Annotated in this window: 24 protein-coding genes; 3 read left to right on the top strand and 21 right to left on the bottom strand. The window is 31.9% G+C overall.

Features of this window, described 5'->3' with window-relative positions:
- Positions 1 to 54: 54 nt before the first annotated feature.
- Positions 55 to 924, bottom strand: a complete 870-nt coding sequence (locus B6K90_RS00005) for a proline iminopeptidase-family hydrolase (RefSeq protein ID WP_088010505.1) — start codon at positions 922 to 924, stop codon at positions 55 to 57.
- A 316-nt stretch (positions 925 to 1,240) separates the two neighbouring features.
- On the opposite strand from B6K90_RS00005, the gene B6K90_RS00010 reads away from it, so the two are divergent.
- On the top strand, positions 1,241 to 2,101 hold the full coding sequence (locus B6K90_RS00010; protein ID WP_088010506.1) for an alpha/beta fold hydrolase: 861 nt from the start codon (positions 1,241 to 1,243) through the stop codon (positions 2,099 to 2,101).
- A gap of 91 nt (positions 2,102 to 2,192) precedes the next feature.
- Here the strand turns inward: B6K90_RS00010 and B6K90_RS00015 are convergent, their stop codons facing one another.
- The 7 genes from B6K90_RS00015 to B6K90_RS00045 all read right to left on the bottom strand — a co-directional run bounded on the left by B6K90_RS00015 (position 2,193) and on the right by B6K90_RS00045 (position 9,644).
- Positions 2,193 to 2,792 carry a response regulator transcription factor gene (locus B6K90_RS00015; protein ID WP_088010507.1) on the bottom strand — a complete coding sequence of 200 codons (600 nt, stop codon included), beginning with the start codon at positions 2,790 to 2,792 and terminating at the stop codon, positions 2,193 to 2,195.
- Complete coding sequence (locus B6K90_RS00020; protein ID WP_088010508.1) at positions 2,789 to 3,925, bottom strand: sensor histidine kinase; 1,137 nt, start codon at positions 3,923 to 3,925, stop codon at positions 2,789 to 2,791. Before B6K90_RS00020 ends, B6K90_RS00015 begins: the two co-directional genes overlap by 4 nt.
- 104 nt (positions 3,926 to 4,029) lie before the next feature.
- Positions 4,030 to 5,055 (bottom strand): fatty acid desaturase, encoded by a 1,026-nt coding sequence (locus tag B6K90_RS00025; protein ID WP_088010509.1) that lies wholly within the window; start codon positions 5,053 to 5,055, stop codon positions 4,030 to 4,032.
- A gap of 761 nt (positions 5,056 to 5,816) precedes the next feature.
- Entirely contained in the window at positions 5,817 to 6,344 is a 528-nt protein-coding gene (locus B6K90_RS00030; RefSeq protein ID WP_088010510.1) for a DUF2269 family protein, read from the bottom strand.
- Between the two features lie 241 nt (positions 6,345 to 6,585).
- Positions 6,586 to 7,275, bottom strand: coding sequence for a response regulator transcription factor (locus tag B6K90_RS00035; protein WP_088010511.1), 690 nt, complete (start codon positions 7,273 to 7,275; stop codon positions 6,586 to 6,588).
- Positions 7,276 to 7,292: 17 nt separating this feature from the next.
- Positions 7,293 to 8,378, bottom strand: a complete 1,086-nt coding sequence (locus B6K90_RS00040) for a sensor histidine kinase (protein ID WP_088010512.1) — start codon at positions 8,376 to 8,378, stop codon at positions 7,293 to 7,295.
- Between the two features lie 222 nt (positions 8,379 to 8,600).
- Complete coding sequence (locus B6K90_RS00045) at positions 8,601 to 9,644, bottom strand: ATP synthase beta subunit C-terminal domain-containing protein (RefSeq protein WP_088010513.1); 1,044 nt, start codon at positions 9,642 to 9,644, stop codon at positions 8,601 to 8,603.
- A gap of 358 nt (positions 9,645 to 10,002) precedes the next feature.
- Here B6K90_RS00045 and B6K90_RS00050 point away from each other — a divergent pair, with 358 nt between their 5' ends.
- Positions 10,003 to 10,383: a transporter gene (locus B6K90_RS00050; protein WP_088010514.1), complete on the top strand. Its 381-nt coding sequence runs from the start codon at positions 10,003 to 10,005 to the stop codon at positions 10,381 to 10,383.
- A gap of 40 nt (positions 10,384 to 10,423) precedes the next feature.
- On the opposite strand, the gene B6K90_RS00055 is transcribed toward B6K90_RS00050, so the two are convergent.
- The 3 genes from B6K90_RS00055 to B6K90_RS00065 all read right to left on the bottom strand — a co-directional run bounded on the left by B6K90_RS00055 (position 10,424) and on the right by B6K90_RS00065 (position 13,591).
- Entirely contained in the window at positions 10,424 to 11,938 is a 1,515-nt protein-coding gene (locus tag B6K90_RS00055; RefSeq protein ID WP_088010515.1) for a sensor domain-containing diguanylate cyclase, read from the bottom strand.
- Positions 11,939 to 12,064: 126 nt separating this feature from the next.
- Positions 12,065 to 12,601 (bottom strand): GNAT family N-acetyltransferase, encoded by a 537-nt coding sequence (locus B6K90_RS00060; RefSeq protein ID WP_088010516.1) that lies wholly within the window; start codon positions 12,599 to 12,601, stop codon positions 12,065 to 12,067.
- 99 nt (positions 12,602 to 12,700) lie between these two features.
- Positions 12,701 to 13,591, bottom strand: coding sequence for a DMT family transporter (locus tag B6K90_RS00065; RefSeq protein WP_088010517.1), 891 nt, complete (start codon positions 13,589 to 13,591; stop codon positions 12,701 to 12,703).
- A gap of 153 nt (positions 13,592 to 13,744) precedes the next feature.
- Here B6K90_RS00065 and B6K90_RS00070 point away from each other — a divergent pair, with 153 nt between their 5' ends.
- Entirely contained in the window at positions 13,745 to 14,719 is a 975-nt protein-coding gene (locus B6K90_RS00070; RefSeq protein ID WP_088010518.1) for a ring-cleaving dioxygenase, read from the top strand.
- 79 nt (positions 14,720 to 14,798) lie between these two features.
- Here B6K90_RS00070 and B6K90_RS00075 read toward each other — a convergent pair whose 3' ends face one another.
- From B6K90_RS00075 to B6K90_RS00120, 10 genes are all read right to left on the bottom strand, one after another.
- On the bottom strand, positions 14,799 to 16,124 hold the full coding sequence (locus B6K90_RS00075; RefSeq protein WP_088010519.1) for a GntT/GntP/DsdX family permease: 1,326 nt from the start codon (positions 16,122 to 16,124) through the stop codon (positions 14,799 to 14,801).
- Between the two features lie 52 nt (positions 16,125 to 16,176).
- On the bottom strand, positions 16,177 to 16,899 hold the full coding sequence (locus tag B6K90_RS00080) for a GntR family transcriptional regulator (RefSeq protein WP_088010520.1): 723 nt from the start codon (positions 16,897 to 16,899) through the stop codon (positions 16,177 to 16,179).
- An 18-nt stretch (positions 16,900 to 16,917) separates the two neighbouring features.
- Positions 16,918 to 17,931 (bottom strand): sugar kinase, encoded by a 1,014-nt coding sequence (locus B6K90_RS00085; protein ID WP_088010521.1) that lies wholly within the window; start codon positions 17,929 to 17,931, stop codon positions 16,918 to 16,920.
- Positions 17,924 to 18,676 carry a 2-dehydro-3-deoxy-phosphogluconate aldolase gene (gene dagF, locus B6K90_RS00090; protein ID WP_088010522.1) on the bottom strand — a complete coding sequence of 251 codons (753 nt, stop codon included), beginning with the start codon at positions 18,674 to 18,676 and terminating at the stop codon, positions 17,924 to 17,926. Before dagF ends, B6K90_RS00085 begins: the two co-directional genes overlap by 8 nt.
- Positions 18,673 to 19,782: a DgaE family pyridoxal phosphate-dependent ammonia lyase gene (locus tag B6K90_RS00095; protein ID WP_088010523.1), complete on the bottom strand. Its 1,110-nt coding sequence runs from the start codon at positions 19,780 to 19,782 to the stop codon at positions 18,673 to 18,675. The genes dagF and B6K90_RS00095 overlap by 4 nt, the downstream gene beginning before the upstream one ends.
- Entirely contained in the window at positions 19,760 to 20,863 is a 1,104-nt protein-coding gene (locus B6K90_RS00100) for an amidohydrolase/deacetylase family metallohydrolase (RefSeq protein WP_088010524.1), read from the bottom strand. The genes B6K90_RS00095 and B6K90_RS00100 overlap by 23 nt, the downstream gene beginning before the upstream one ends.
- Positions 20,864 to 21,288: 425 nt before the next feature.
- Positions 21,289 to 21,747 (bottom strand): tRNA (N6-threonylcarbamoyladenosine(37)-N6)-methyltransferase TrmO, encoded by a 459-nt coding sequence (tsaA, locus tag B6K90_RS00105; protein WP_088010525.1) that lies wholly within the window; start codon positions 21,745 to 21,747, stop codon positions 21,289 to 21,291.
- Between the two features lie 159 nt (positions 21,748 to 21,906).
- Positions 21,907 to 22,608: a hypothetical protein gene (locus tag B6K90_RS00110; protein WP_088010526.1), complete on the bottom strand. Its 702-nt coding sequence runs from the start codon at positions 22,606 to 22,608 to the stop codon at positions 21,907 to 21,909.
- Positions 22,605 to 23,483, bottom strand: coding sequence for an ATP-binding cassette domain-containing protein (locus tag B6K90_RS00115; protein WP_088010527.1), 879 nt, complete (start codon positions 23,481 to 23,483; stop codon positions 22,605 to 22,607). The genes B6K90_RS00110 and B6K90_RS00115 overlap by 4 nt, the downstream gene beginning before the upstream one ends.
- Before the next feature lie 12 nt (positions 23,484 to 23,495).
- The gene (locus B6K90_RS00120) at positions 23,496 to 23,867 is read right to left on the bottom strand and encodes a GntR family transcriptional regulator (protein ID WP_088010528.1); all 372 of its coding nucleotides are present in this window, start codon (positions 23,865 to 23,867) and stop codon (positions 23,496 to 23,498) included.
- Positions 23,868 to 24,001: the final 134 nt, after the last annotated feature.

A 24,001-nucleotide genomic window follows, 5' to 3' on the forward strand; every position in this document is an offset into this window, starting at 1 on the left:
AAAAAAAAAACACAAGGTATTAACCTTGCGTTTCAGTTGTTCAATTTATTTTTGTTACTCAACTTCCTTCAAAAAGCTTTCAACTACTCGTATATACTCTTCCGGCTCTTCTATGTATGGCATATGTGCACTTTGCTCAAATACGTGGAATTTTCCATTAGGTGTTAGCTCACTGAAGTATTCTGTTGATTTAGGAGTTGCTTCATCGTAACGCCCACAAGTATAAATTGTTGGCACTTGAATGTCTTTTAATTTTGAAGTACAGTCAAAATCCTTTAAGTTTCCAGTAACATGAAACTCTGATGGGCCCCACATAATATTGTAAACTTCCGGATTTCTAAAGTGTGCTCCATCTTTCAGAAATTCAGGTTTCGGGTCTAGTCTGCAAACGAAATTTTTGTTAAATACTGCAGTTGCTTTTTTGTACTCCTCTGAATTTGTTGTTCCATTTTCCTCGCACTTTATTAATGTTTCTTGTACATCAAGTGGGAGTAGTTTTCGATTTCGATCCTGATCCTCTGCCCAAAGTGGAGCGCTTAAACAAGGGCTTGAAAAGATAATACTCTTCACTCCATCTGGTCTCGTTAAATAATAAGCTGCAGCAAGGGTTGTCCCCCACGAATGACCGAGTATATGAAACTCATCAAGCGAAAGTACTTCACGGATTTGGGCTAATTCTTCCACAAATCTATCAATATTCCATAAAGAAGTATCTGTTGGACGGTCAGACTTTCCACATCCTAACTGATCATAAAAAATAACTGGACGGTCCTCTGCTAATACTTGTAGACCTTGCATGGAATAATGAGATGAACCAGGTCCCCCATGTAAAACAACAACAGGAGTTTTAGATGAATTCTTATTATGAACTTGATACCACACTTTCCCGCCTGTTACTTCAATAAAACCCTCAATCACATTCATTTATTTCTCTCCTTTTCATTCAAAATAGTATATTTATAAAAAAGTTATTCTCTTTTAAATGCTTGGATAATTTGTATATTTATCTGAATTTTACCACATTTTTATTTTAAATAGAAAAACATTAAAATTTATCAGTTAATTCTTTCTTATACAGCTTCATTCCTGATAGAAGTTAAATAATCTACTACACTTTTAATAAGTCAGGAACTTTTACTTAAACAGCCTTTTTCAAAGAAATAGCGAATAGTCATGAATTATTCTTGGATGAAATAATATAAGAAAGTAATACACTTAAAAGCCAATGGAGGCGATTAGATTGGCATATGTTGAACTAGATTCTCATACAAAGCTCTATTATGAAGATCATGGAGAAGGTCAAACAGTTATTTTTGTACATGGCGTTATGATGAGTAGTAAGTTTTTTCATAAACAAGTTCCGTATTTTAGTAAAAATTATCGAGTCATTACTTTAGACTTACGGGCACATGGGAAGTCCTCAAAAGTTCAATATGGGCATACAGTGGCACAGTACGCTCGAGATTTAAAATGCTTTATCGAAAAACTAGATTTGAAGGATGTAATTTTAGTAGGCTGGTCAATGGGAGCTTTTGTATTGTGGGATTATGTTAATCAATTTGGGACTAAAAATATTAAAGGGCTTACAGTTGTTGATCAATCTGCATCCGATTATATATGGCCAGATTGGGAGTTTGGCGCATTTGATTTTACGATATTAAAAAATGTCATGCAATCCATACAGGAAGACCAGAACAAATTTAATAGCGATTTTATATATGGTATGTATATGGATCAACCTGATCCAAAAGAACATAAATGGATTTTAAAAGAAATGAATAAATTACCTGCAGCAATTGCAAGTACTATTGTATTTAATCAAACCGCAGTGGATTATCGGGATACTCTTTGTAATGTCGATATTCCAACTTTAATTTGTTTTGGTAGTCATGGATTTTTTCCTTTAGCAGCTGGTGAGTTTATTCAAAAAAATATAAAAGGTTCAAAATTTGTTCCATTTTATAAAAGTAGTCATCTTTTATTCTTGGAAGAAACAGATAAGTTCAACCAGGAGCTAGACGAATTTTTTAAAGAAGTTCAAAAACCTGGAAAAACAAAAACAAAATCTAGAAAAAAAGAAAAAAGAAAAGCAGGAAACTAAATAGAGAAAAGGAATGCAGGTTTTAGGAGCTAAAGTATTGAAATACTTGCCCAACCTGCTTTTCTTGTTTTCATAATCCCTGCCATTATCTTCACTTAAACCAACCTTTTTCTTTTGATTGTTTTATAGCTTCGATTCTATTTTTAACTTCTAATTTGTCCAAAATCATAGAAATATAATTTCTTACTGTTCCGGTTTTTAGACTCAATTCATCCGCAATTTCTTGAGTATTCTTACCATCAGCTACTAGCTCTAATACTTCTTTTTCTCGGTCAGTTAATGGATTCTCCTCGGCATATACATCGTCCATAAGTTCCGGGGCATAAATTCTCTTCCCTGCAATAATACTTCTGATGGAGCTTGCTAACTCTTCGCTTGGACTATCTTTTAATAAATAGGCTTTTACACCTGCTTTTAATGCTCGTTGAAAATAACCAGATCTTGCGAAAGTTGTTAATATAATAACTTTACAATCGAAAATTTTTAAGTCTTCTGCAGCTTCAAGTCCAGTTTTACCAGGCATTTCAATATCCATTATACAAATATCAGGTTGTAATTGCTTGACTAGTTTAACTGCTTCTTCTCCGTTTGAAGCTTGACCAACAACTTCCATATCATCTTCTAAATTAAGTAAAGAACCAAGAGCACCTAATAGCATTCGTTGGTCTTCAGCAATTACGATCCTAATCATTCTAGTTCCTCCACTTCAATTTGTTTTACATCTATTGGAACTTTCATAATTAAAGTCATTCCGTTTTCACAGTTTACCTCTAACGTTCCATTCACAAATTCGAGACGTTCTTTCATTCCAATTAACCCATATCCGGTTGTAAACTTATCCAATTTACAACCAACTCCATTATCTATAACGGAAAAAATTATTTCATTCTTCATTTGTTTAATTGAAATTCTACATAAAGTAGCATTACTATGTTTTACAACATTTGTTACGGCTTCCTTTAAGCACATACTAACAATATTTTCTGTCAGTAAGGAGACATTTGTCAGTTGAAGATTATCGTTACATTCAACTGTAATTTCCGCCGCTTGTAGAATTTGCTTAATCCTAATTAGTTCATCCTTAATTCGGATCCCTCTCATTTGAGAAACTATTTTTCGAACCTCATTTAAAGCTGTTCTGGCCGTTTGCTGAACATCTCTTAATTCATTTTGAGCTAATTCTGGATCCTTTATAATTAATTTTCTAGCTAAGTCACTTTTTAAGCCAATCAGTGAAAGTTTTTGACCAAGCGTATCATGTAAATCACGAGCAATTCTTTGACGTTCTTCTAGTTTTACAAGATCTGATATACGTTTATTTGCATCTACTAGCTTTTCTTCCAATTGCCCTCTTTCATTTCGACTGTAAAGACTAAATGGTAACAAAATGACACTAATCCAAGTAATGATAATAAATGGAAGTTGCCTAATTATTAATTCTTCTTGAAGTATAATCGTGATGTTGATTGATATTGTAGTGATTACTAAGTGAAGGATATATAAAGTTAAAAATGTAACTCGATTTTTTCTCTTTCCAATCATATATGCTATAAAAAAAGCAAAATATACATAACTAAAAAGTATATTCATTGAAGTGGATATGATGATTAAAATTGATGACCAAAGATAAATTGACCAGCCTTTTGATATGTACGCCAATCGATAGATTATAAAAAATGATATTGTAAGTAAAATTCCTATTATGATTCTTAAAGTCGAATGTGCAGAAAGAAAAATAAAATAAAATGGAGAAATTCCTAAAACTGTCCAAATATATGGTGAGATCCCAGTACTTTTTAGGAAAACTAAATATCTTTTAAACATAAATTTACCTCATTTTCAAACGTTTTGTGTCCTTTCTTTAACAATTTTATCATATTTAAGCAAAGGTAATCTTTATAAAAATGTAAATAAAATACATCGAAAGTTCAGACAGTGTCTGAACTTTCGCGATTTACTTTATAGATTGATTTTATATCTTTAAATCCTACAAATTGTTTTGTTTCTTCATCCCATAATCTAAATTTTAAAGAGGTTAAACTAGTTTTAAGTGTAATCGTCGGTACATTTTGTAATGGAAGCGTATTATTATGAACAGATTCTAAATTATAATTCGGTACTCTTGGACTCAAATGATGAACATGGTGGTATCCAATATTACCAGTAATCCATTGCAATAATTTTGGAAGTTTATAAAACGAGCTTCCTTCAACCGCTGCTTTTACATATTCCCAATTCGTATCTTCTTCAAAATAAGTGTCTTCAAATTGGTGTTGTACATAGAAAAGCCAAATTCCTAATACTGCCGAAATGAAAAAGATCGGACCTTCTACTAATAAATAACTTTTCCAACCAATTATAAGGCAAAATAAAGCTGAAACCCCAACAATTAAAATATTCGTTAAATATGTGTTTAGTCTTTCTTTTAATTTTGCATTTTTCGTATTGAATCGATTTGTAATTAACACGATATAAATTGGTCCTAAACCAAACATGATTAATGGATTACGGTATAGACGATATTGTATTTTTGTCCAGAACGATGCTTCAACATATTCTTCAACTGTTAAAACCCACATATCTCCAATCCCGCGTTTATCTAAGTTCCCACTTGTAGCGTGGTGGATTGAATGACTATGCTTCCACTGACTGAATGGAAATAAAGTAACAACACCCGTAATTGTGCCAAGAACTTTATTAGCTGTTTTATTCTTAAAAAATGATTGATGACAACAATCATGGAAGATGATAAATACCCTTATTAAGAATAGTGCAGCAACAATATCAATAAAGATTGTTAATACTACTGAAATCGAAATACTTTTATAAGCAAGATACCATAAAAATATAAATGGAATAAAAGTATTAATCATTTGCCAAATACTAGCTTTTAAATTTGATTTTTCATAAGGAATTATTTGTTTTCGTAAACTCTTTTGATTTTCTTTTGACATTTAGAATTTCCTTCCTAATGTTGTAACTTATCAATATTATATTATCCTAATTATATAAGTTAATTTGCCTAGTGGTAGTAGCAGGCGTCATATGAAAAAGATGACAAATGTCATATTAAATAAAACGTTTACTTTCAATGTTGATTTTATAAAGACACATTAATTAGAATGTTTAATTTTTTGGTAAAATATTATAGTTTTTTCATAAAAAAAAGTAATACTCAAATAGTATTACTTCAGAGTGTTGAAATATATTGTAGTCAATATAAAAAATACGAACATTTAATGATATTCGATGCAATTTGCAATATTTTTAAATATGATCTTTTAATCGTCTCTTATTGAAAGACAATTGATTTAATATATTTTTTTAACTAACTTGCATAAATTCAACACAAATTAACGTTATTATTATGACAAATATCTTTGAGGCTCAATATTTATAATGATTTGTAAGGTGTTGATTATCTATCACTTACAATTAGATTATTCTTTTTTATCTAGAAGTTGATTGGAACGAAAGGGTGCCAGGCTCCTATGGGATTAGCGGGAAGGCTAAAGACCACACAGGCTAATGTCGAGGAGGCTAAAGAATCTCGCCCCATGGAAAGCGAGCACACTGTAGTGGAAATCATGATCATACAACTTATTTATCAGTGATATAATTCCATCTTAATTGACAAAGTTCTTTTTCAACAGCGTGAAGTAATACTCAATTAGTATTACTTCTTAATCAGTTGGAACTCCATAACAAGTGATTTTTATGTTGTTGATACTTTTTTATTCTTTTTGATTTTACCAAAAGGTTTAAAATACGTAATGAATGTCATGAGTGCTAAACAACTTAAGTTAAATGCTCCAGTTATCATAATTGAAATCCAAGTTGATTCAAATTTATGTTCATTAAGCGCACTGGCCCCTAATGCTTCTGCGGTATTTACTAAATAGGAGAACCAATCATTAATTAAAAAGATTCCAATCAGGATAGTTAAGACAGTTAGAGCGAGTTTAATAACAACCCAATAATATTTTACTAATCCCCATTGAGTCCAAATTGAAAGTAAAATTCCAGTAATTAAAGTTGCAAGTGCAGGGTACTTTAGTAAATTTTCATCAATTATATGCATGCTCGATAATGTATAAATAAGTTGCTCTGAGTTTTGCGCATTTTTCAAATATAATCCTAATATGATTAAACTTAATGTACCTCCAAACCAAGCACATACTGCTAACACATGTACACTAACTAATATATTTTTTTTCGTTAAATTTATTTTCTTTTTAGCCACTATTTTGTTACCTCCGTTTTCATTAATTTTATACTTTTAATCATAGTGGCAAGATATAAAACTACCATTATCAATTTCTTAAATAATTCTTAAATCATTTTTGAATTGAAATATTGCTTCTTTTTATGACGACCAAATAAAGTTTCTTTCCTTCATTCATGAGCGGGTATAAAAAAAGAGCCATCCCATAAGCCCGTTTACAAACTGATGAGATCCCCCATTAATATACTAATTATTAATTTTAATCTTTGAACCGATATCCCGCTCCCCAAACCGTCTCAATATAATTTGGGTTGGACGGGTCAACTTCTATTTTTTCACGGATTTTCCGGATATGAACAGTTACAGTAGAAATATCACCAACAGTTTCAAATCCCCAAATACGATCAAATAATAATTCTTTACTAAATACTTTATTTGGATTGGAAGCAAGAAAAGTAAGTAAGTTAAACTCCTTCGTTGTGAATATTTTTTCGTCGCCATTAACAAGAACTTTTCTAGAATCCTTTTGAATCGTAAGTCCTCTAACTTGAATTTCTTCTTCATTAATTTGACCTTTACTTGCTAAACGTTGATACCTTGAAAGATGCGCTTTTACTCTGGCTATTAATTCACTTGGGCTAAATGGTTTCACGATAAAATCATCTGCCCCTAGTCCAAAACCTCTAATTTTATCTATATCTTCCGTTTTTGCTGAAACAATTAAGATTGGGATGTCTTTACTTTCCCGGATTTTTTTACATATTTCAAATCCATTTAATTCTGGCAACATTAAGTCAAGTATGATTAAATCATATTCCTTAGATAAAGCTTTTTGAAGTCCGCTTTTTCCATTAGATTCTATTTCAACTGCAAAATCATTTATTTCTAAATAATCTCTTTGTAATAATGCGATACTTTGATCATCTTCAATAATTAAAATCTTTTTCATTTTGTCACCTTTGATTTTTATTTCTTATTTAATGTAAGAAAAATAGTTGTACATCTACCAATTTCACTTTCTGCCCGTACTTCTCCACCGTGCTCTTCAACGATTCTTTTTGCAATAGCCAGTCCTAATCCAGTCCCACCTGTTGACACATTTCTTGATGGATCGGCCCGGTAAAAACGATCAAATATATACGGAAGTGCCTCTTTTGAAATTCCTTTACCGTTATCATGAAATTTTATCGTTATTTTTTCTTTGTCGTCTATTAATGTTATGGAAATTCTTTTTTCATCTTTATCCATGTATTTCAAACTATTTTGAATGATATTTGTCATTACACGTTTGAATTGTTCCCGGTCCATCAGAACAATACTATTCTTTCGATCCACATTATCACTATAAGTAATCCTTACATTTATCGGTTCTAAATCAAATTTTAACTCCTCGATACTATCGACTAAATAATCATGAATATTTACTTCTTCAAAATGAAATGGTACACGTTTTAAATCTAGCTTCGAATAAAGAAAAAGTTCATTAATCAAATGATCCATATCCAAGGTTTTCATATAGATTGTTTCAATATACCGCTCCATTTTTTCTGGTGTATTCGCCACGCCATCTTTAATCCCTTCAATATAGCCTTTTATTGACGTAATTGGTGTCTTAAGATCATGTGAAATATTTGCAATTAATTCTTTACGATTTTCTTCATATTTTTTCTGAATTTCTGCTGACTCTTTTAGATTTCGTCTCATTAATTCAAAGCTAACTGCTAATTGACCTAGTTCATCTTTGTTTATTGGTTTAACTTCAAAGTTTAAATTTCCTTCACTAATTTGTTTAGCAGCATTTGTAAGATTTTTTACAGGTCTTAGTATGCTTCTTGAAACAAAAAACGAAAGCACCCCATTTGTAATTGCAAAAATAGGGACAATAATTCCGAAACGGAAAAAATAAAAAGAATGTGGTGGATGACCATTAAATTTAGGTTCAAAAACTTTATAGTAAAATACACCGAGCATAATCTCGATAAGGATAAAAGAAATGATCGGAATAACAATCATTGCAATATTAGATAAAATTAACCGTTTTCGAATCGACAAAATATACTCCAACTTTCAGGCGAATGATGAACACTTACTTTAAGATCTTTGTTTGTGACATATTATAATTCAGAAAAATTAATTGCCTATTATTAAATTCTTAAATAATTCTTAAATTTTATACTACAATCTTCCAGAAAACTATATTTAGGTAAAATATAAAAAAGTGTGACACATAAACAAACGTCACACTGGTAATTCAAATAATGTTGTTTTAATTTTCTACAAGCTACCAATAAAATTCATTTTATCTACTTCCATCGAATCGTAAGCACCATCAATTAGTTTTCGAACATCCTGTAAAGTATTTTGCAAATTAACAGATGCCCCTTTTGTACCTGTGAATTCTTCTGCTACGAAAAATGGTTGTGTTAAATATGCTTCTAATAATTCACCACGTTTATAGGTCAATTTTTCATTTTCAGGTAATGAATCAATTCCATGTACTGCTACTAATGACCTTAGCTCACGATATCTACGTAGTAATTTCTGAGCTGCCTTTTGTACTTGGTTGTGGGTTTGATCTGATTGATTATCTTCTAAAACTGTAGATGTTGAATGAATAGGATTAATTGCAGGGTATTTATGTCTGAAAGCTAAATCTGCATCAAACTGCCATAATGTTTCTAATGGTCCATATGGGAAATCTTCGTCCACCGCTTCTCCTTTTATATCAACTAAAAATGTAGTTACACCTTCAATACCTATATCTGATAATTTTTGTTGGAGACGGTTAATATCACCTGTAATGACGTTTGAACGATCCGCCGCGAAAGCAAACTCTACGTTTTTTCCCGCTTTTGCTATTGCTTCATACACTTCATCAGTTGAATGACATACTAAATTTACATCAGCTAGAATAGCGTCTATATCTGGATGCTCACCTTCTGGTTTTAATAGAATTGTAAAATATGAATCATTCTTTAATTTATAAAACATTTCTGCTAATACGACTAATTGACCCATGCCAGGTCTTGCAACCAAACCGACTGTACCACCTTTTACTAATGGAGCAAATAAATCAAGCGTTTTTATTCCCGTTTCAATCATCTCAATCTTCTCCCCTCTAATAATAAGTTCATCCAATGTACATTCTGCTAAAGCAGCTAATGCGACTAGTGTTTTTACTTCTGAGCGACCAATTGGAATTTTTCCAGTACATAAGTTTGAAACTGTAGCTGGTCGAAGTCCAACAGATTTTGCAGAAGTAGTCAAATTCGGTACTCTGCGACGTAATAATGCGACATTCAAGCGTAAATTTTCCATTTTTCTCCTCCTTTAAGTTTAATTTATTCGAATTTAAAGAAAAACGCAAGTGTTTTTTACTTTAAGAAGTAATTTTTTTACCCTTAAAAGTAAAAATAGGTATTTTTTAGTAAAGTCTCATTCTTTTTTTGAAAATATTTGGTACTTTTGATGATTAGGATAAGTAAAATTTACTAACTTTGAACATTAAAAAAAGAGAAGTTGATCATCCTTCTCTAAGATTCAACAATATTGTCAGGCTCAAATCTTTTATATAAGCAAACTTCCCTAGTTAAAATGGATATTTAACTATCAGCCCAAACAAAAAACATTAATTTTCATACTTTAATAAGGATAAAACTAAAAAGGAGTTGATAATATGAACTTTTTCCCTCAATATAGAACATTTCCAGGCTTTCCGGGACAACCGGGCGGATTCCCAGGGCAACCAGGTGGATTCCCAGGATTTCCGGGACAACCGGGTGGGGGGGGGCATGGCGGGTCTCAAGGTCAACCGACTGCACCACCTCCTTCATTCACGCCAACAATGTCTCAAGCTACAACATTTGCGGTAGATCCAGGTGCAATTTCTGGTTGTCGTTTTAGAAATACTTATGTATGGTTGAATAATGGTGAACAATTTTGGTTCTTTCCAACCTTCGTCGGCAGAACTTCAGTTGCAGGTTGGAGATGGATTGGCTGGAGATGGGTATTCTTTGGAATCGATACACATCGAATTAGATCGTTTACGTGCTTCTAAAAACTATAGCTACTTTAACAAAAAGCCTTGTGATTAAATATCACAAGGCTTTTTTAACGAAAGACATTTCCAAATTAGAATATACATGTACTTGATTTCTACCATTCAATTTAGCCAAGTACAGAGCTTTGTCGGCAAAATTTATGGCATCTACTAAGTCAATTGAATCATTTGGCACTAAATTTACCAACCCAATACTAGCACTTACAAATGGGGAAACTAATGACTTTTCATTTGGAATCTTCAAATCTACTATTACATTTCGAATTTTTTCTGCAATATAAAATGCTTCCCCTTCACTTGTTTCTGATAAAATACCAACAAACTCTTCGCCGCCATATCTTGCAGAGAAATCATTATCTCTTAATAAATTGATAGAAATGGCATTTGCTACAGTTTGTAGACATTTATCCCCTTCTAAATGACCATAAGTATCATTGAATAGTTTAAATGAATCAATATCAATTAACATTATTGCAATCGGAGTTTGATTCGTTCGAGCCTCATCCCATTTAATTTGAAAAACTTCATCAAAATATCGTCTATTTGCTAATCCTGTTAAACCGTCTGTAATTGATAGTTTATGTAATAAATGATTTGCTTGTTGTAATTTTCGTTCTGATTCTTTTTGTTCAGTAATATCCCTAAAAACAACCATCGTTGCTAGTTGGCCCTCGTATATTACTTTTGAACCAGAAAATGATAAATCAATTTTCAAACCATCTAAACGGATATAGCTACTTTCTTTATGATCTTGTATAAGATCACTATTAAGAAATTGTTGATAGCGACTAAATGAATCATTTAACCCTGTAGGTTCTATCAAATCAAATACATAGATTCCTATTAATTCAGAAGGTGAGTTAGCGCCAAGTAGATTAGCAGCTTTTTGATTTGCCAACTTTATTACTCCGTCTATTTGGACAAATATTCCATCTGGGGAAGTTTCTATTAATGTTCGATATCTTTCTTCACTTTCTTTAAGTGCAATCTTTAATTTGTCATTTTTATTTAAAAAGTGAATAAAAAAAGCCATGAACGTACCACATAATAAGATTGCTATTTCATAAACTGGCATCACAGGAACAATAGAGCTTGAAAATTTAATATGTTGATAGACAAAGAAAAAACTGCTTAGTAAGACTAAAAAAGAAATCATAGTAAACCATTTAGTCCAATATTGTTTAATCCATCTATTTAGAAGCCCGCTGACACCTGCATTAATTGTGATTGTTACACATGCATATATTGAACCATCGTTTACACCAAAATAAGAAAAGCGAAATGCAATAAGCATAATGCTAGTAATAAAGGCAGATCTAATCCCTCCAAAATATGCAGCAGATAAAATAGCAAGATGTCTAAAATCTAGAATGTTATTATGATAGACGCTCACTCCAAAAATAATTAAAATAATGCCAAATATTCCATGTAGTACACCTATAATAATTGGATACTCTTTTTTAAACTTTTGCTTTAAAATATTTTGAATTCGATTAAACCCAATTAAGAAAAATATTAACAATGAAAAATTAAGAAATAAATCTTTAATCATATTTACACCTTTATAAAATCATTATCTTTCTATAATATATAAAGCTCTAATTGGATTGTAGTTCGTCTTTTTTTAGATTTAAATTTTATTAATTTTTGTGTCTATAATAGAACTTTATTTTCAGTACTATTTAATAAATAAACCCATCATTAAAGTATTACAGTATTTTCCATTTATATAAGTATCTTCTTTCATTACACCTTCAATTTCAAATCCTAAATTTTTATATAATTGAATAGCTTTATGATTATCTTCGTTCGTAACTAATTGAATTTTTCTAGTTAGATTATTTTGTTTAGCCCAATCAACTAATGATTGCATTAATAACTTCCCTAAACTTAATCCCCAATATTTTTTTTTAATTACAATGCCTAGGGTACCAACATGCTTTGTACGTTCCTTTTGACTAGAATTGATTGAACCGATACTTATTATTTGATCATTGATCGTGCCTAATAATATAATTGAATTTTTTTCATTGAAAGTATCTTCTAAAAATGTTTGATACTCTAGTTCATTTCTTTGAAACTCATTTCCTCCAAATGATAAAAAATTCGTTTCTCCACCTACAATGTTATAAAAATCTATAATTGATTTAGCATCAGTTCCTGTTGCTTGGCGAACATTTACTATTTGTCCATTTTTTAATTTAAATTCAAACATTATTGTACTCCTTTACAAATTAAAAAATAGCTGCAAAAGCAGCCATATTAACTTTAAATTATTAAACTATTATTCTAAATACATTTTATCATATTACATTTAAAAATCCATTTTATTCTCAACAATCTTTCTTTTCTCACTAGTAAGAACAACTAAAAGAGCGCCACCTAATACTATCGTTCCTCCTAGCATTTGAAGTAAACTCATATTTTCATGAAATAGCATAGTTGAAAATGTGATTGTAACGACTGGCTCAACCATACTTAAAACCGCCCCTTTTGTTGGTCCAATTCGTTTTACCCCAGCAAAAAATGTCCCCATTGATAAGACACTCGATATAATTGAAATACCTAAAATTGAGATCCAACCAATAAAGTTAAAATGAATGTGAATGGTGCTTGTCGACACGCCAGTTAGTAAAAATGATATTGCTGCAAATAATGATATATAGGCACTTGTTACTAAAGGTGGTACATGCATCGAAACCCTCCCACCAACAATTATGTAGATTGAGTAAACGATTGCTGCTGCTAATGCTAATATGATTCCAAATGGATTTATATTTTCTGCAGGAGCTCCCAATACTAGTACAATTCCGACTAACGAGAGTAAAATTGAAATCGTTATACTTTTTGTTAATTGCTCTTTGTTTACTAAAAATGACAGAATTGCTACAAAAATGGGATATAAATAAAGAATTAATGCTGCTAATGAAGCAGGAATATATTTTACTGAACTGAAATAAAAACTTGATTGAAGCATATACAATACTCCACCTAGTAAAACAAACAATAATAATTGTTTTTTTGTAATTTTAACTAACTTTTTACTAACCACTAAGTAACTAAAGAACATAATTGTTGCAAATGTAAACCGTAAAAATAATAATGTATTTACACTTACATGTTGATCATAGGCATAGAGTGCAAAAATAGGCATTAATCCAAAGGCTATTGCAGATATTAAAATTAATAGATAACCAAAGTACAAAACATTTTCCCCTTTCTAGATTATTTGTCAGAATATTATAATTAATAGATAACAGTTTAACATAAAACTCTACCTCTATCTCTATGCAATAACAAATAAACATAAAAATTATGAAAGTTATATTGTTATAAAAAATATAAAGGAGTGATGAAAGTGGAATTATTTGGGATTCATCATGTTTCACTACTTACTACAAAGGCTGAAAAAAATTTCGAATTTTACACAAAGGTATTAGGGATGAGACTTGTTAAGAAAACTGTAAATCAAGATAACACTTCCAGTTATCACTTATTTTATGGTGATGCAAAAGCAAACCCAGGGACAGAAATAACATTTTTTGATATCCCTAATCTAGGAAATACATATCCGGGTCACTCGATCATATCTTCAACTTCTTTAAGAGTGGCCTCAACTGACTCACTACATTATTGGAAGAATCGCTTTAAAGAACTTAATATTTCACATGATGAAATCATTAAAAGAGCAAATCGAGATACACTCGCATTTCAAGATTATGAAGGTACAAATTTAATTTTAGTAGCTGATAATGGTGAAAAAGGTGTTTCTCCAGGTACTCCTTGGAATAAATCAGATATTCCAACCGAACATGGAATTCTAGGCTTAGGTCCAGTGACACTAACTGTAAAAGATTCGATTGCTACTAGTAAAACTTTAACAGATGTTTTAGGATTTAGATTTGTTGGCACTTACCCTTCAACAGAAGGAAATTTTGCAAATATAGAAGTTTATGAAACCGGATTAGGTGGTGCTGGTGCAGAAGTTCACTTAGAGGTAAGACCAGACTTACCGAGAGCTAGACCTGGACGAGGAAGTGTACATCATGTAGCTTTTAGGGTACCAAACGTAGAAGAGTATAATAAATGGGCTGACAAAATAAATTCACTTGGGATTACAAATTCAGGAAAAGTAGAACGCTATTATTTTAAGGCGCTCTATTTTAGAGAACCAAATCATATTTTATTCGAATTATCAACTGATACCCCTGGATTTGAAGTAGATGAAAATATTGATACATTAGGTGAACGTTTAGCATTGCCTCCATTTTTAGAGCCTAAACGGGCTGAAATCGAAGCAAGTTTACGTCCATTAGACTTTCATCAAAATTAATTTAGAAAAGACATTCGATAAAAATAAATAAAAAAAGGAAATCTTATAAGTATATTTACTTATAAGACTTCCTTTTTACTTAAATAAATAGATCTAATATTAATGTCAGTCCAAACGCTACAAACGAAAGAAGCGTTTCCATTACTGTCCATGTTTTGAATGTTTCTTTGACTGTTAATCCTAAATATTCTTTTACTAACCAAAAACCTGCATCATTTACGTGTGAAAACATTAGTGAACCTGCGCCTGTTGCAATTACAAGTAATTCTAAATTTACACCAGTCATATGTGCCACTACTGGAGAAACAATTCCAGCAGCTGTTGTTAAAGCAACCGTAGCAGAACCAGTAGCTATTCTTATTAACCCTGCTACTAAAAATGCAAGGACGATTGGTGATAATGACATTTGCTCAGACATTGTTGCAATGGCAGTACCTACACCGCTTTCAATTAGAATTTGCTTAAATGCTCCACCTGCACCGATGATTAATATAATTGAAGCTAAAGGAGTTAAACATTCATCAGTTAATTTTTTTATTAAAGTTTTGTCCATTCCTTGTCGATAACCTAGTAAATAATAAGCTGCAAAACAAGAGATTAATAGAGCAATCACGGGGCTACCTATTAAAATTAAGAATTTAGCAATTGCACTAGGCAGTGATAAGTATGGTGTAATTACTGTTAACACCATTAGTAAAACTGGAAGAAGTATGATGAAAAATGATACACCTGTACTTGGTAAAGCATTTGACTTCGTTTCAACTCGGATTAACTCTGGTTCGCCAATAGGAGTTACACGTTTGTGAATCCATTTTGAAAAGATTGGACCTGCAATGATTGCAGTTGGAAAAGCAATAATTAATGAATAAAGTAGGACACGTCCTAAATCAGCATTATAAATACCAATCGCTGTCATTGCACCAGGATGTGGTGGCACTAAACCATGTACAATCGATAAACCGGCAAGTACTGGGATCCCAATTAATAGAATATTTGAATTGGTAGATTTACGAATTGATATAACAAGAGGTAGCAAGATTACTAGACCAACCTCAAAAAATACTGGAATTCCAATAATAAATCCTGATAACAACATTGCCCACGGTAGGTTTTTCACGCCGAATTTTTTAATAAAGAAATCTGCTACTTGCATACCTGCTCCAGAATCAGACATCATTTTCCCTAAAATCGTACCTAAAGCTAAAATCCCAACAAGATGACCAAGAACAGCGCCTACTCCTGTTTCATAAGCAGTTACAATTTTATCCATTGATACACCAGAAAAAACGGCTAAGAAAAGGCCAGCTACTGATAAACTAATAAATGCATGCCATTTCCACCACGATACTCCTAAAATAACGATAACGATGGCTACTAATGTAATTCCGATCAAATATAAATCCATTTTTGCACACTCTCCCTTAGTAATCGCTTACATTTTATAAAATGAAGATGAATTACTGCGTTGAATCATTGTAGGTTACAACGTAATTTTGTTTTGCCGTATTATAGTAACCTTCGCTAATTTCTAAAACATTTCCATCTTCATCACTGGAACGACGAATTCTTTTTAATGTGGTTGTGCCTTTTTCTAAATTTAATATTTCACAAACATGATCCGGAGCAACTGCTACTGCAAATTCATCTCGGAAAGTTTCTAATCGAATATTGCTTTCTTCTAAGAAACGATATAAGGAACTAATCTGTATATCTTCTAATTCTTCATCAGTTATTTCAATTGAAATATAGTGCGTAAAGTGAATATATGGTTCATTATCCAGTAAATAAATTCGCTCAATTTGCACATATTTATTACCAAATAAAGAATAAGGTATAGAATCCTCTTTTATTTCTGGCTTTTTAATACTCAGCACTTTTTTAGTAATATGATGTCCTTCCTCAACTAAAATCTCTGTAAAACGTTTCCCTTTAGAAAGTTTCGCGCTCGTAACATTCGCAATAACCTTTGTTCCTTTCCCACTTTTCTTTTCTAAGTATCCTTCTTGAACAAGTTCTTTTATGGCATTTCTAATCGTAATTTTACTAACACTAAACTCTTCTTCTAATTGAGGTTCTGAGGGAATATTTGTGTGAATTGGATAAACTCCATGTAAAATTCGATCCTTTATCATTTCTTTAATTTGTAAATACAACGGTCCTTTTTTACGATTCACACTCATTCCCTTACCTCTCCTTTTTTAGCGCTTAATATCATCAATTGTTCCAGCCATAGCTGATAAAATCTCTGCTTCTGTTGACATTGGGGTATCCCCAACAATCGTACAAGCTAACATTCCTGCTGTAGCAGCAAAGTCAACGGTTTTTTCTGGTGAAAACTCAGTTAACACACCATGGAGTATTCCGCTAGTATAAGCATCTCCAGCACCAATTCGATCGTATACGGAAAAAGAAATATTTTCCGAGAAGTGAAACTCTCCATTAGTGAATATAAATCCACGTAATGAATGTGTATTGTCACTGTTAATTGCCCTGTGCGTTCCAGCAACTGTTTGTATGTCATATCGTTTTGCAACTTTAGGAATAAGATCTTTCAGTTGTGTTTCCCTAGAAGATTCCTCTGTCTCCATTCCTAAAACATACATCGCATCTTTTTCATTCATCATGACGATATCAGCTAATGCTAGCATTTCTTCATAATGAGGTTTTGCTTTACTATATCCTCCCTCCCATAAAGAAGGTCGGTAATTACAATCAAAACAAACTAATCCGCCATTTTCTTTTACTTTTTTCGCAAGAATTTTCATTGTTTCTTTTGTATCATCTGTCATCGCTAGTGTGATACCGCAAAAATGGATAACATCCGCTTGTTTTGCAATTAGATCAAGATCATAATCAATAAAAGATGCCGTATTAAAGCTACTTTCTAAACGATTTGTATAGGTTACACGACTAGAGCGTTGTCCAAAACCATTTTCTAAAAAGTACAGTCCAAGATATTTACCGCCTCTAGTAATATAATTCCGATTAATTCCTAATCGTTGCAAGAAAGCAATCGCAGCATCTCCTAATGGATTGTTCGGCAATTTTGTTACTAGATAGCCATCATGCCCAAGCTTAGTCATCGCGGATGCAACGTTTACACCAGTTCCTGAGAAAGAATATTGTAATGCGTTTGCCTGTGCCAGTAGTTCATACCCTGGCACTTGCAATCGCATCATTACTTCTCCGAAAGCAACAATTTGTTTACGCATATTTTTCAACCAAACTTTTAGTGATTGCTAATAATTTTCTTACATCTTCAGGATTAGTTTTTCCAGTTTCTTCATTAATAATTGAAGAATATACGTGTGGGATAATTTTAGGTACTTTTTCTTCTAATGCAATTTCTAAAATCTCTTCAAAATTGTCTAAATCTATACCACCAGTCGGCTCTAAAGCAAAACCTTCTTCACCACATGCCTTTGCTACTGCTCTGAACTCTTCTATGTGTTTTAATCCTTTCATTGGGAAGTATTTTAATGCATTTCCACCCATGTCACGAACTAACGCAATCGCAGATTTAATTGGTACAATCGCTGTTTCACTAGCAGCACTTACAGGTCCAGTTGAGATATTTACATAGCCTACTTTTCCTGTAGGAGATACTAGTGAATTTATCCAGCTATCTTTTTCACCTAAATTAGCACGTGTTGCACCTACTGCAGGAAATACTTGATTGATATGACTTCCTGGATAATGTTTTGCGATTTCTGCTACAACTGCTGCTTGTTTGTTATCACCAGCACCAAGACCAATCGATACAGCTTCATCAATTGCTACGCCGTATTCTTTCATTGCTGTAACAGCAGCATCTACAGTAGGGTAATCTTTTGAAAGAACACCTACTAAGACATGACCTTCTGCAGCTTCAAAAACTTCAACTGCATTTTCAATACTATTAGCTAATACATTTAATGCTACACGATTGTTATAAAAACGTTTTTCTATATTTGTCATTGTTCAGTTCCCCCTAATATTGCTCTTAACACAGCTTCAATTACATAAATATCATCTGATTGTAGTGGTCTAGGATCTATATCGAAAAAGCCTTGACGAACTCCGTAATCACGAGTATAAATCGCTATATTACCATTCTTTAATTTATCATTTACGTCTTTCGCTGTAGTTTTCGTTACAATCGGATCAATGTTGATTCGAGCTCTAAAAATAGCTCGTCCCGCTTCATCTTGTACAATCGTTACTTTAATACCATTAATCGATTCTAATGATTTCAAAACTTGTAAACTAGCTTTTTCATTTTCACTATTATCTTTTTTGACAAAATACTCATCCAAAGCTTGCAGAAGACCGAAAGTAGTTTCTTTACCAACTTTCATACTTCTACCGATACAATGTAATTGAATTTTTAACCAATCGATATATTTTTGCTTACCTGCAACAATACCTGAAGTAGGTCCTTCAATCGCTTTCGAGCCGCTATATATTGCTAAATCAGAGAATTTGACATATTTTTGCAAATCTTCTTCAGCGGCAGCATCTATAATTAAAGGTACATTATTGGCTTGTGCTACTTCCCATGCTTCTTCAACTGATATCATATTTTTTTGTACAGCATGATGAGATTTCACATATAAAATTGCAGCTGTCTTTTCATTAATAGCGTCTGCAATATGCTCAGCTTTCCCTTCATTTGCATAGCCAACTTCTACTAATTTACCTCCGCCAAGGAAAATCATCGTTTCTACTGGGGCACCGTACTGAACGTTATGTCCCTTTAGCATAATGATTTCATTTTTTGGAATTGGTTCTTGGTGTAATCTTTCGCTTTTACGTCTGTTTCCTTCAGTCACAATTGCCGCTACTGAAAGGGCAATTCCACTTGAAGCTGAGTTAACAACAACAGCCGCCTCTGATTTAAGATGATTCGCAATATGAATTCCAGCCTTATCAACTAAATCCGAAATTTCAACATAATTTTGACCACCAATTTTCATCGCTTCCATGACAGTGTCCGTTGGAGCGGAAACACCTAATATACTCATCCTACCACTTGCATTAATTACCCTTTTCAAACCATATTTAGCATTCAACGTGTTCTCCATTTATAACTACTCCTTTTACTACGATTTTTTGTTCAGCTTTACGCTCGTCTCCTTCAGAATCTAGTAAAGATGTCACTTCATCTTCAACAGTAAATAAAGTGAGGTTTGCAATATCTCCTACTGAAATTCTTCCAAGTTCTGGTTTATTAAGCCACTCAGCCGCATTAACTGTAACAGCATCAATAATCTCTTCTAGTGAATAACCTAAATATAAAAATTTTGATAAAACATGAGACATACTAAAAACTGGTCCATTCAATCGATTTTTTCGATAAATATCAGTACTAATCGTATCGAATTTAATTCCATGTTCTTTAGCTTGCAAAGCTGTTTTGAATGAAAAACTTGCATTTCCATGCCCAACATCTAAATGAACACCTCGGTTGATTGCCTCTAGAAATTTGGGAAGGGGTCTTCCGATCTCATCAAACAAATTATTTGCTTTACCATTTAAGTAGTGCGTAATAATATCTTTATTTTCAAGTAAGTCTAGAACATCATTAATATCTGGCGGTCCTGAACCAATATGAACCATAAGTGGTAAGTCAGTCTCATTAGAAAACTTACGGGCTATTTTTAATGGTTCTACACCATTCGAACCAACTACACTCTTGCTAATCCTTGCCTTCAGTCCGATGATAAAATCTTTATGTTCTGCAATTGCATTTTTCAGTTGATCTACATCTAACCAAGACAAATCAGATAACTCATCAATTCGTTTTAAGCCAATTCGCGAAATATTTAAAAATGCAAATACATTTGTTTTTGACTTTTTACAGCTATTTACCAATTTAGACAAATTATCAGCACCAGTGCTACCAGCATCAACAATTGTAGTAACACCTGTTTTATAGCCAATCTCGTCGACATCATCTCCATATGGCTCAAATTCTGCATATGCATGGACATGCAGATCAATCCAACCGCTGGAAACAAATACATTGTGCTTGTAATCTACTATTTTCTCACCACTACCGCATCCAGCAGCTACAATGTCTATAATCTTTTTATTTTCTACTATGATATCTACAGAATTTCCATCTAACATTTTTACATTCTGTAGTACGAAATGATCCTTCATTTCCCCTCATCCTTTTTAAGAAACCAACTAAATTGATTAATGTATTCGTTTTCATCTATCTTGTTTATTATTCAAATGTAGAATAACACCTAATTTTGCATTAGTCAATATAACGTTATAATGTTTAAATTATTTTTTATAAGATTTCTTTAAACATTGCTCCAATTCTACTATCTAAATTCGAATAAAAAGCATCAAAGGGTTCTAGTCATGACTTAATTCCTACTTTATATTTACCTTTTAAAATTTTTTTATTATATAAAAAAGCTTGTAGACATGGAAGACACTCCAAATTATCTACAAGCTAAAGATTTTCTCTACATATTTACTTTAGTAATGAAATAAACAAGATTCGATTTGTTAAAAAAGAGTTTCCAAAATATATTTATATTTGATACAACTCTTTTATCAATATTACATCTTTATCACCAATATTTTTCCATCAAAGCCTTTGACCATTCTGATTGTTTGATCTCTCCTTTAGGAAGAAATTCTTTCATTATTGGTTTGATATCAATGATTGGCGTACCATCGATTGCATCTAAACCTTTAACTGTTAAAATCCGGCCATTATGTTCTAAAAGTTCTACAGATGTTAGCCCTAATTTATTTGGTCTGTTTTTACCTCTTTGAGCAAAGATTCCAACCTTTGGATAATGAATATTATTTCTAGGATGTCTAGCATTGTATTGAATCATATCATCGCTCACTTTATCGAAATAAAAAATAATTTCTAGATGTGAAAAATCACTTATACCACTTAATGCTTCTTCATTAAACTCTTCAACTAACTCGATTTCAGAGATAATTGAACCCCAGTGGTCGTCTTCAATTTCTTTTCTAGAATTTTTAACAATAGCAATTGGATTAATTGTAAATGGCATCATTTAATCTCCTAACTTATTGTATTTTGTTTATATTATACTGAATTATTTAAAAATCCAGCTATAGAAATCTAAACACAAGGAAATATTATTCGTTCGGTAAGCATTTAAAAAAGAAAAAGTATGCAATAAATACACATACTTTTTCATGAGCCGTTTTTAATTTCTACCTTTCATTTTTAATGGAGCATTCTTCATCAATGGGAATGTTAAGGATTGAAGTGCCATGCCTAACAATCCAATGAATGTAAATAAATTGATCGGTTTAATTTTTATAATCCAAGTAAAAAAGTCTGAACTTATTCCATTTATAGATAGGAAAGTTAATAATATACTAAGTAAAACTAGTGCAATTAAAAAATAGAGTATTCCTAATCTCCTAACTAATACAGCAATAAAAGAAGAAAGTCCTAATATAAGAAAGCCTACCATAAGGTCGATCCAATAATACGTAAAGAAGTGATATTCTGATGAAACTAATTCAGCAGGATGATAAAAATGAAAACTATTTATTCCTTTGTCTAATAGTACTTTCATGATGAAATAGAGTATATTTAAGTAAGTTATACTTGTAATAACCATCACTACTGCCATCACATTATATGATTTTAAGAACTGGCTTCTTGTACTTCCTAATCCAATTGCAACTTGAAATGGAATGACCAATCCTGCAACCGCGAATGTACTAATCCCCCCATAAATCGGTCCAAACAGAGCTGCACCACTTTGTAAAGGGATTTTAAAAATTATACTAACGAATAAATAAACAACTGATAACAACAATGTAATTAAAGAAAAGATTTTGAAATACCATTTAAATTCATCTAAAACTAGTTGATAAGTACCGCGTATAGAGTTCATTTTTTCACCCCTTTATTTTTATTGATTGTTTTATTTATTAAATAGTCTTGTAAAGATGCTTTTTCAATTGTAAGATGATGCTCATCAGCGATTTTTTTCCAATCAGCTGTTAATAATTTATCAACCATTACTTTTTGAGTTGAACTAATTTTAGTTGATTCTAATATCGATACATTTTTAGTTACAAGGTTGATAGATTCTATATCACCTGAAAGTATAAATCCTTTTTCACGCATTACTTCCATTTGTTCATGAAAAAGTACCTTTCCATCATTTACTACTACGATCGTTTCACATAATGGTTGAATTTCTTCGATATGATGTGTCGAAAGTAAAATGATTCTCGGATTTTCTTCATAACTTTCTAATAATGCATCATAAAACTGCTTTCTTTTTACTGCATCCAACCCATTCGTCGGTTCATCGAGAACCGTAATTTTTGCATTGCTAGCTAATCCTAAAATGATTTGAGCCGCAGTTTTCATACCTTTTGAAAATTTCGCGATTTTTTTCTTCTTCGGTAATTCAAAAAGCTGAACTAAATGCTCCGCAAATTGCTGATCCCAATTAGGATGAAAATACCTTCCATATTTTAATAAATCATCTATTTTCCAATTGTGGCCAAACGGGTGGTTTTCTTGAATATAACAAATATTCTCTAGCGCAATTAAATTATTATATGGCTCTTCACCTAATACTTTTATTGATCCTTCGTTTGGTTTATTGTGTCCAGCTAACAAACTCATCAAAGTTGTTTTCCCTGCACCGTTTCTTCCCCATAAAGCAATAATCCTCGGTTCTGTTTCGATTAAACTAAAATCTGTTAGAACTGGAGTATGCTTATAGCCATAAGTCAAATTTGTAATTTCAATCACTTTTTACTCCCCCTAGTTAGTATCATTTTTTCTTTTTATTAACTCAATCACCATTTCTTCATTTAAATGAATTCTCTTTGCTTCTTTAAGTAAAGGTGCAACATAATCAACATAAAACTGCTGTTTTCTCTCTAAAATTAACTTTTCTTTCGCACCCGCTGAAACAAACATACCTACACCTCTTTGTTTAAAAATGATTTCCTTATCAACTAATGCTTGAAGACCTTTCCTTGCAGTTGCAGGATTAATATTAAAAAAGCGAGATAATTCATTTGTTGAAGGTACTTGTTCACCTTCTTTAATTCTTCCATCTATAATTTCATCCATAATCATAACCGCAATTTGTGAAAATATTGGCTGTGATTCATCTAATGTCGGTTTCATTAGCACCTTCCTTTCTAAGTTAGTTATTTAGTTAGTTAGTTACTCATGTAACTAACCATACTACTCTTTAAATCATATGTAAAGTGTTTTATTTAAGTACGCCTATTTTTTAACAAAATAAAAAAGCTTAATGC

Source organism: Gottfriedia acidiceleris, assembly GCF_002128425.1.
In the GTDB taxonomy this organism is placed as follows: Bacteria; Bacillota; Bacilli; order Bacillales; family Bacillaceae_G; genus Gottfriedia; species Gottfriedia acidiceleris.

Coding starts and splice junctions, on each gene's coding strand:
- B6K90_RS00025 (WP_088010509.1), bottom strand. CDS start 5,055: ATGTCAAAAGAAAATCAAAAGAGTTTACGAAAACAAATAATTCCTTAT.
- B6K90_RS00110 (WP_088010526.1), bottom strand. CDS start 22,608: ATGAACTCTATACGCGGTACTTATCAACTAGTTTTAGATGAATTTAAA.
- B6K90_RS00100 (WP_088010524.1), bottom strand. CDS start 20,863: ATGAAGGATCATTTCGTACTACAGAATGTAAAAATGTTAGATGGAAAT.
- B6K90_RS00015 (WP_088010507.1), bottom strand. CDS start 2,792: ATGATTAGGATCGTAATTGCTGAAGACCAACGAATGCTATTAGGTGCT.
- B6K90_RS00120 (WP_088010528.1), bottom strand. CDS start 23,867: ATGAAACCGACATTAGATGAATCACAGCCAATATTTTCACAAATTGCG.
- B6K90_RS00055 (WP_088010515.1), bottom strand. CDS start 11,938: ATGATTAAAGATTTATTTCTTAATTTTTCATTGTTAATATTTTTCTTA.
- B6K90_RS00095 (WP_088010523.1), bottom strand. CDS start 19,782: ATGGAGAACACGTTGAATGCTAAATATGGTTTGAAAAGGGTAATTAAT.
- dagF (WP_088010522.1), bottom strand. CDS start 18,676: ATGACAAATATAGAAAAACGTTTTTATAACAATCGTGTAGCATTAAAT.
- B6K90_RS00005 (WP_088010505.1), bottom strand. CDS start 924: ATGAATGTGATTGAGGGTTTTATTGAAGTAACAGGCGGGAAAGTGTGG.
- B6K90_RS00085 (WP_088010521.1), bottom strand. CDS start 17,931: ATGCGTAAACAAATTGTTGCTTTCGGAGAAGTAATGATGCGATTGCAA.
- B6K90_RS00080 (WP_088010520.1), bottom strand. CDS start 16,899: ATGAGTGTGAATCGTAAAAAAGGACCGTTGTATTTACAAATTAAAGAA.
- B6K90_RS00035 (WP_088010511.1), bottom strand. CDS start 7,275: ATGAAAAAGATTTTAATTATTGAAGATGATCAAAGTATCGCATTATTA.
- B6K90_RS00045 (WP_088010513.1), bottom strand. CDS start 9,644: ATGGAAAATTTACGCTTGAATGTCGCATTATTACGTCGCAGAGTACCG.
- tsaA (WP_088010525.1), bottom strand. CDS start 21,747: ATGCCATTTACAATTAATCCAATTGCTATTGTTAAAAATTCTAGAAAA.
- B6K90_RS00050 (WP_088010514.1), top strand. CDS start 10,003: ATGAACTTTTTCCCTCAATATAGAACATTTCCAGGCTTTCCGGGACAA.
- B6K90_RS00020 (WP_088010508.1), bottom strand. CDS start 3,925: ATGTTTAAAAGATATTTAGTTTTCCTAAAAAGTACTGGGATCTCACCA.
- B6K90_RS00060 (WP_088010516.1), bottom strand. CDS start 12,601: ATGTTTGAATTTAAATTAAAAAATGGACAAATAGTAAATGTTCGCCAA.
- B6K90_RS00075 (WP_088010519.1), bottom strand. CDS start 16,124: ATGGATTTATATTTGATCGGAATTACATTAGTAGCCATCGTTATCGTT.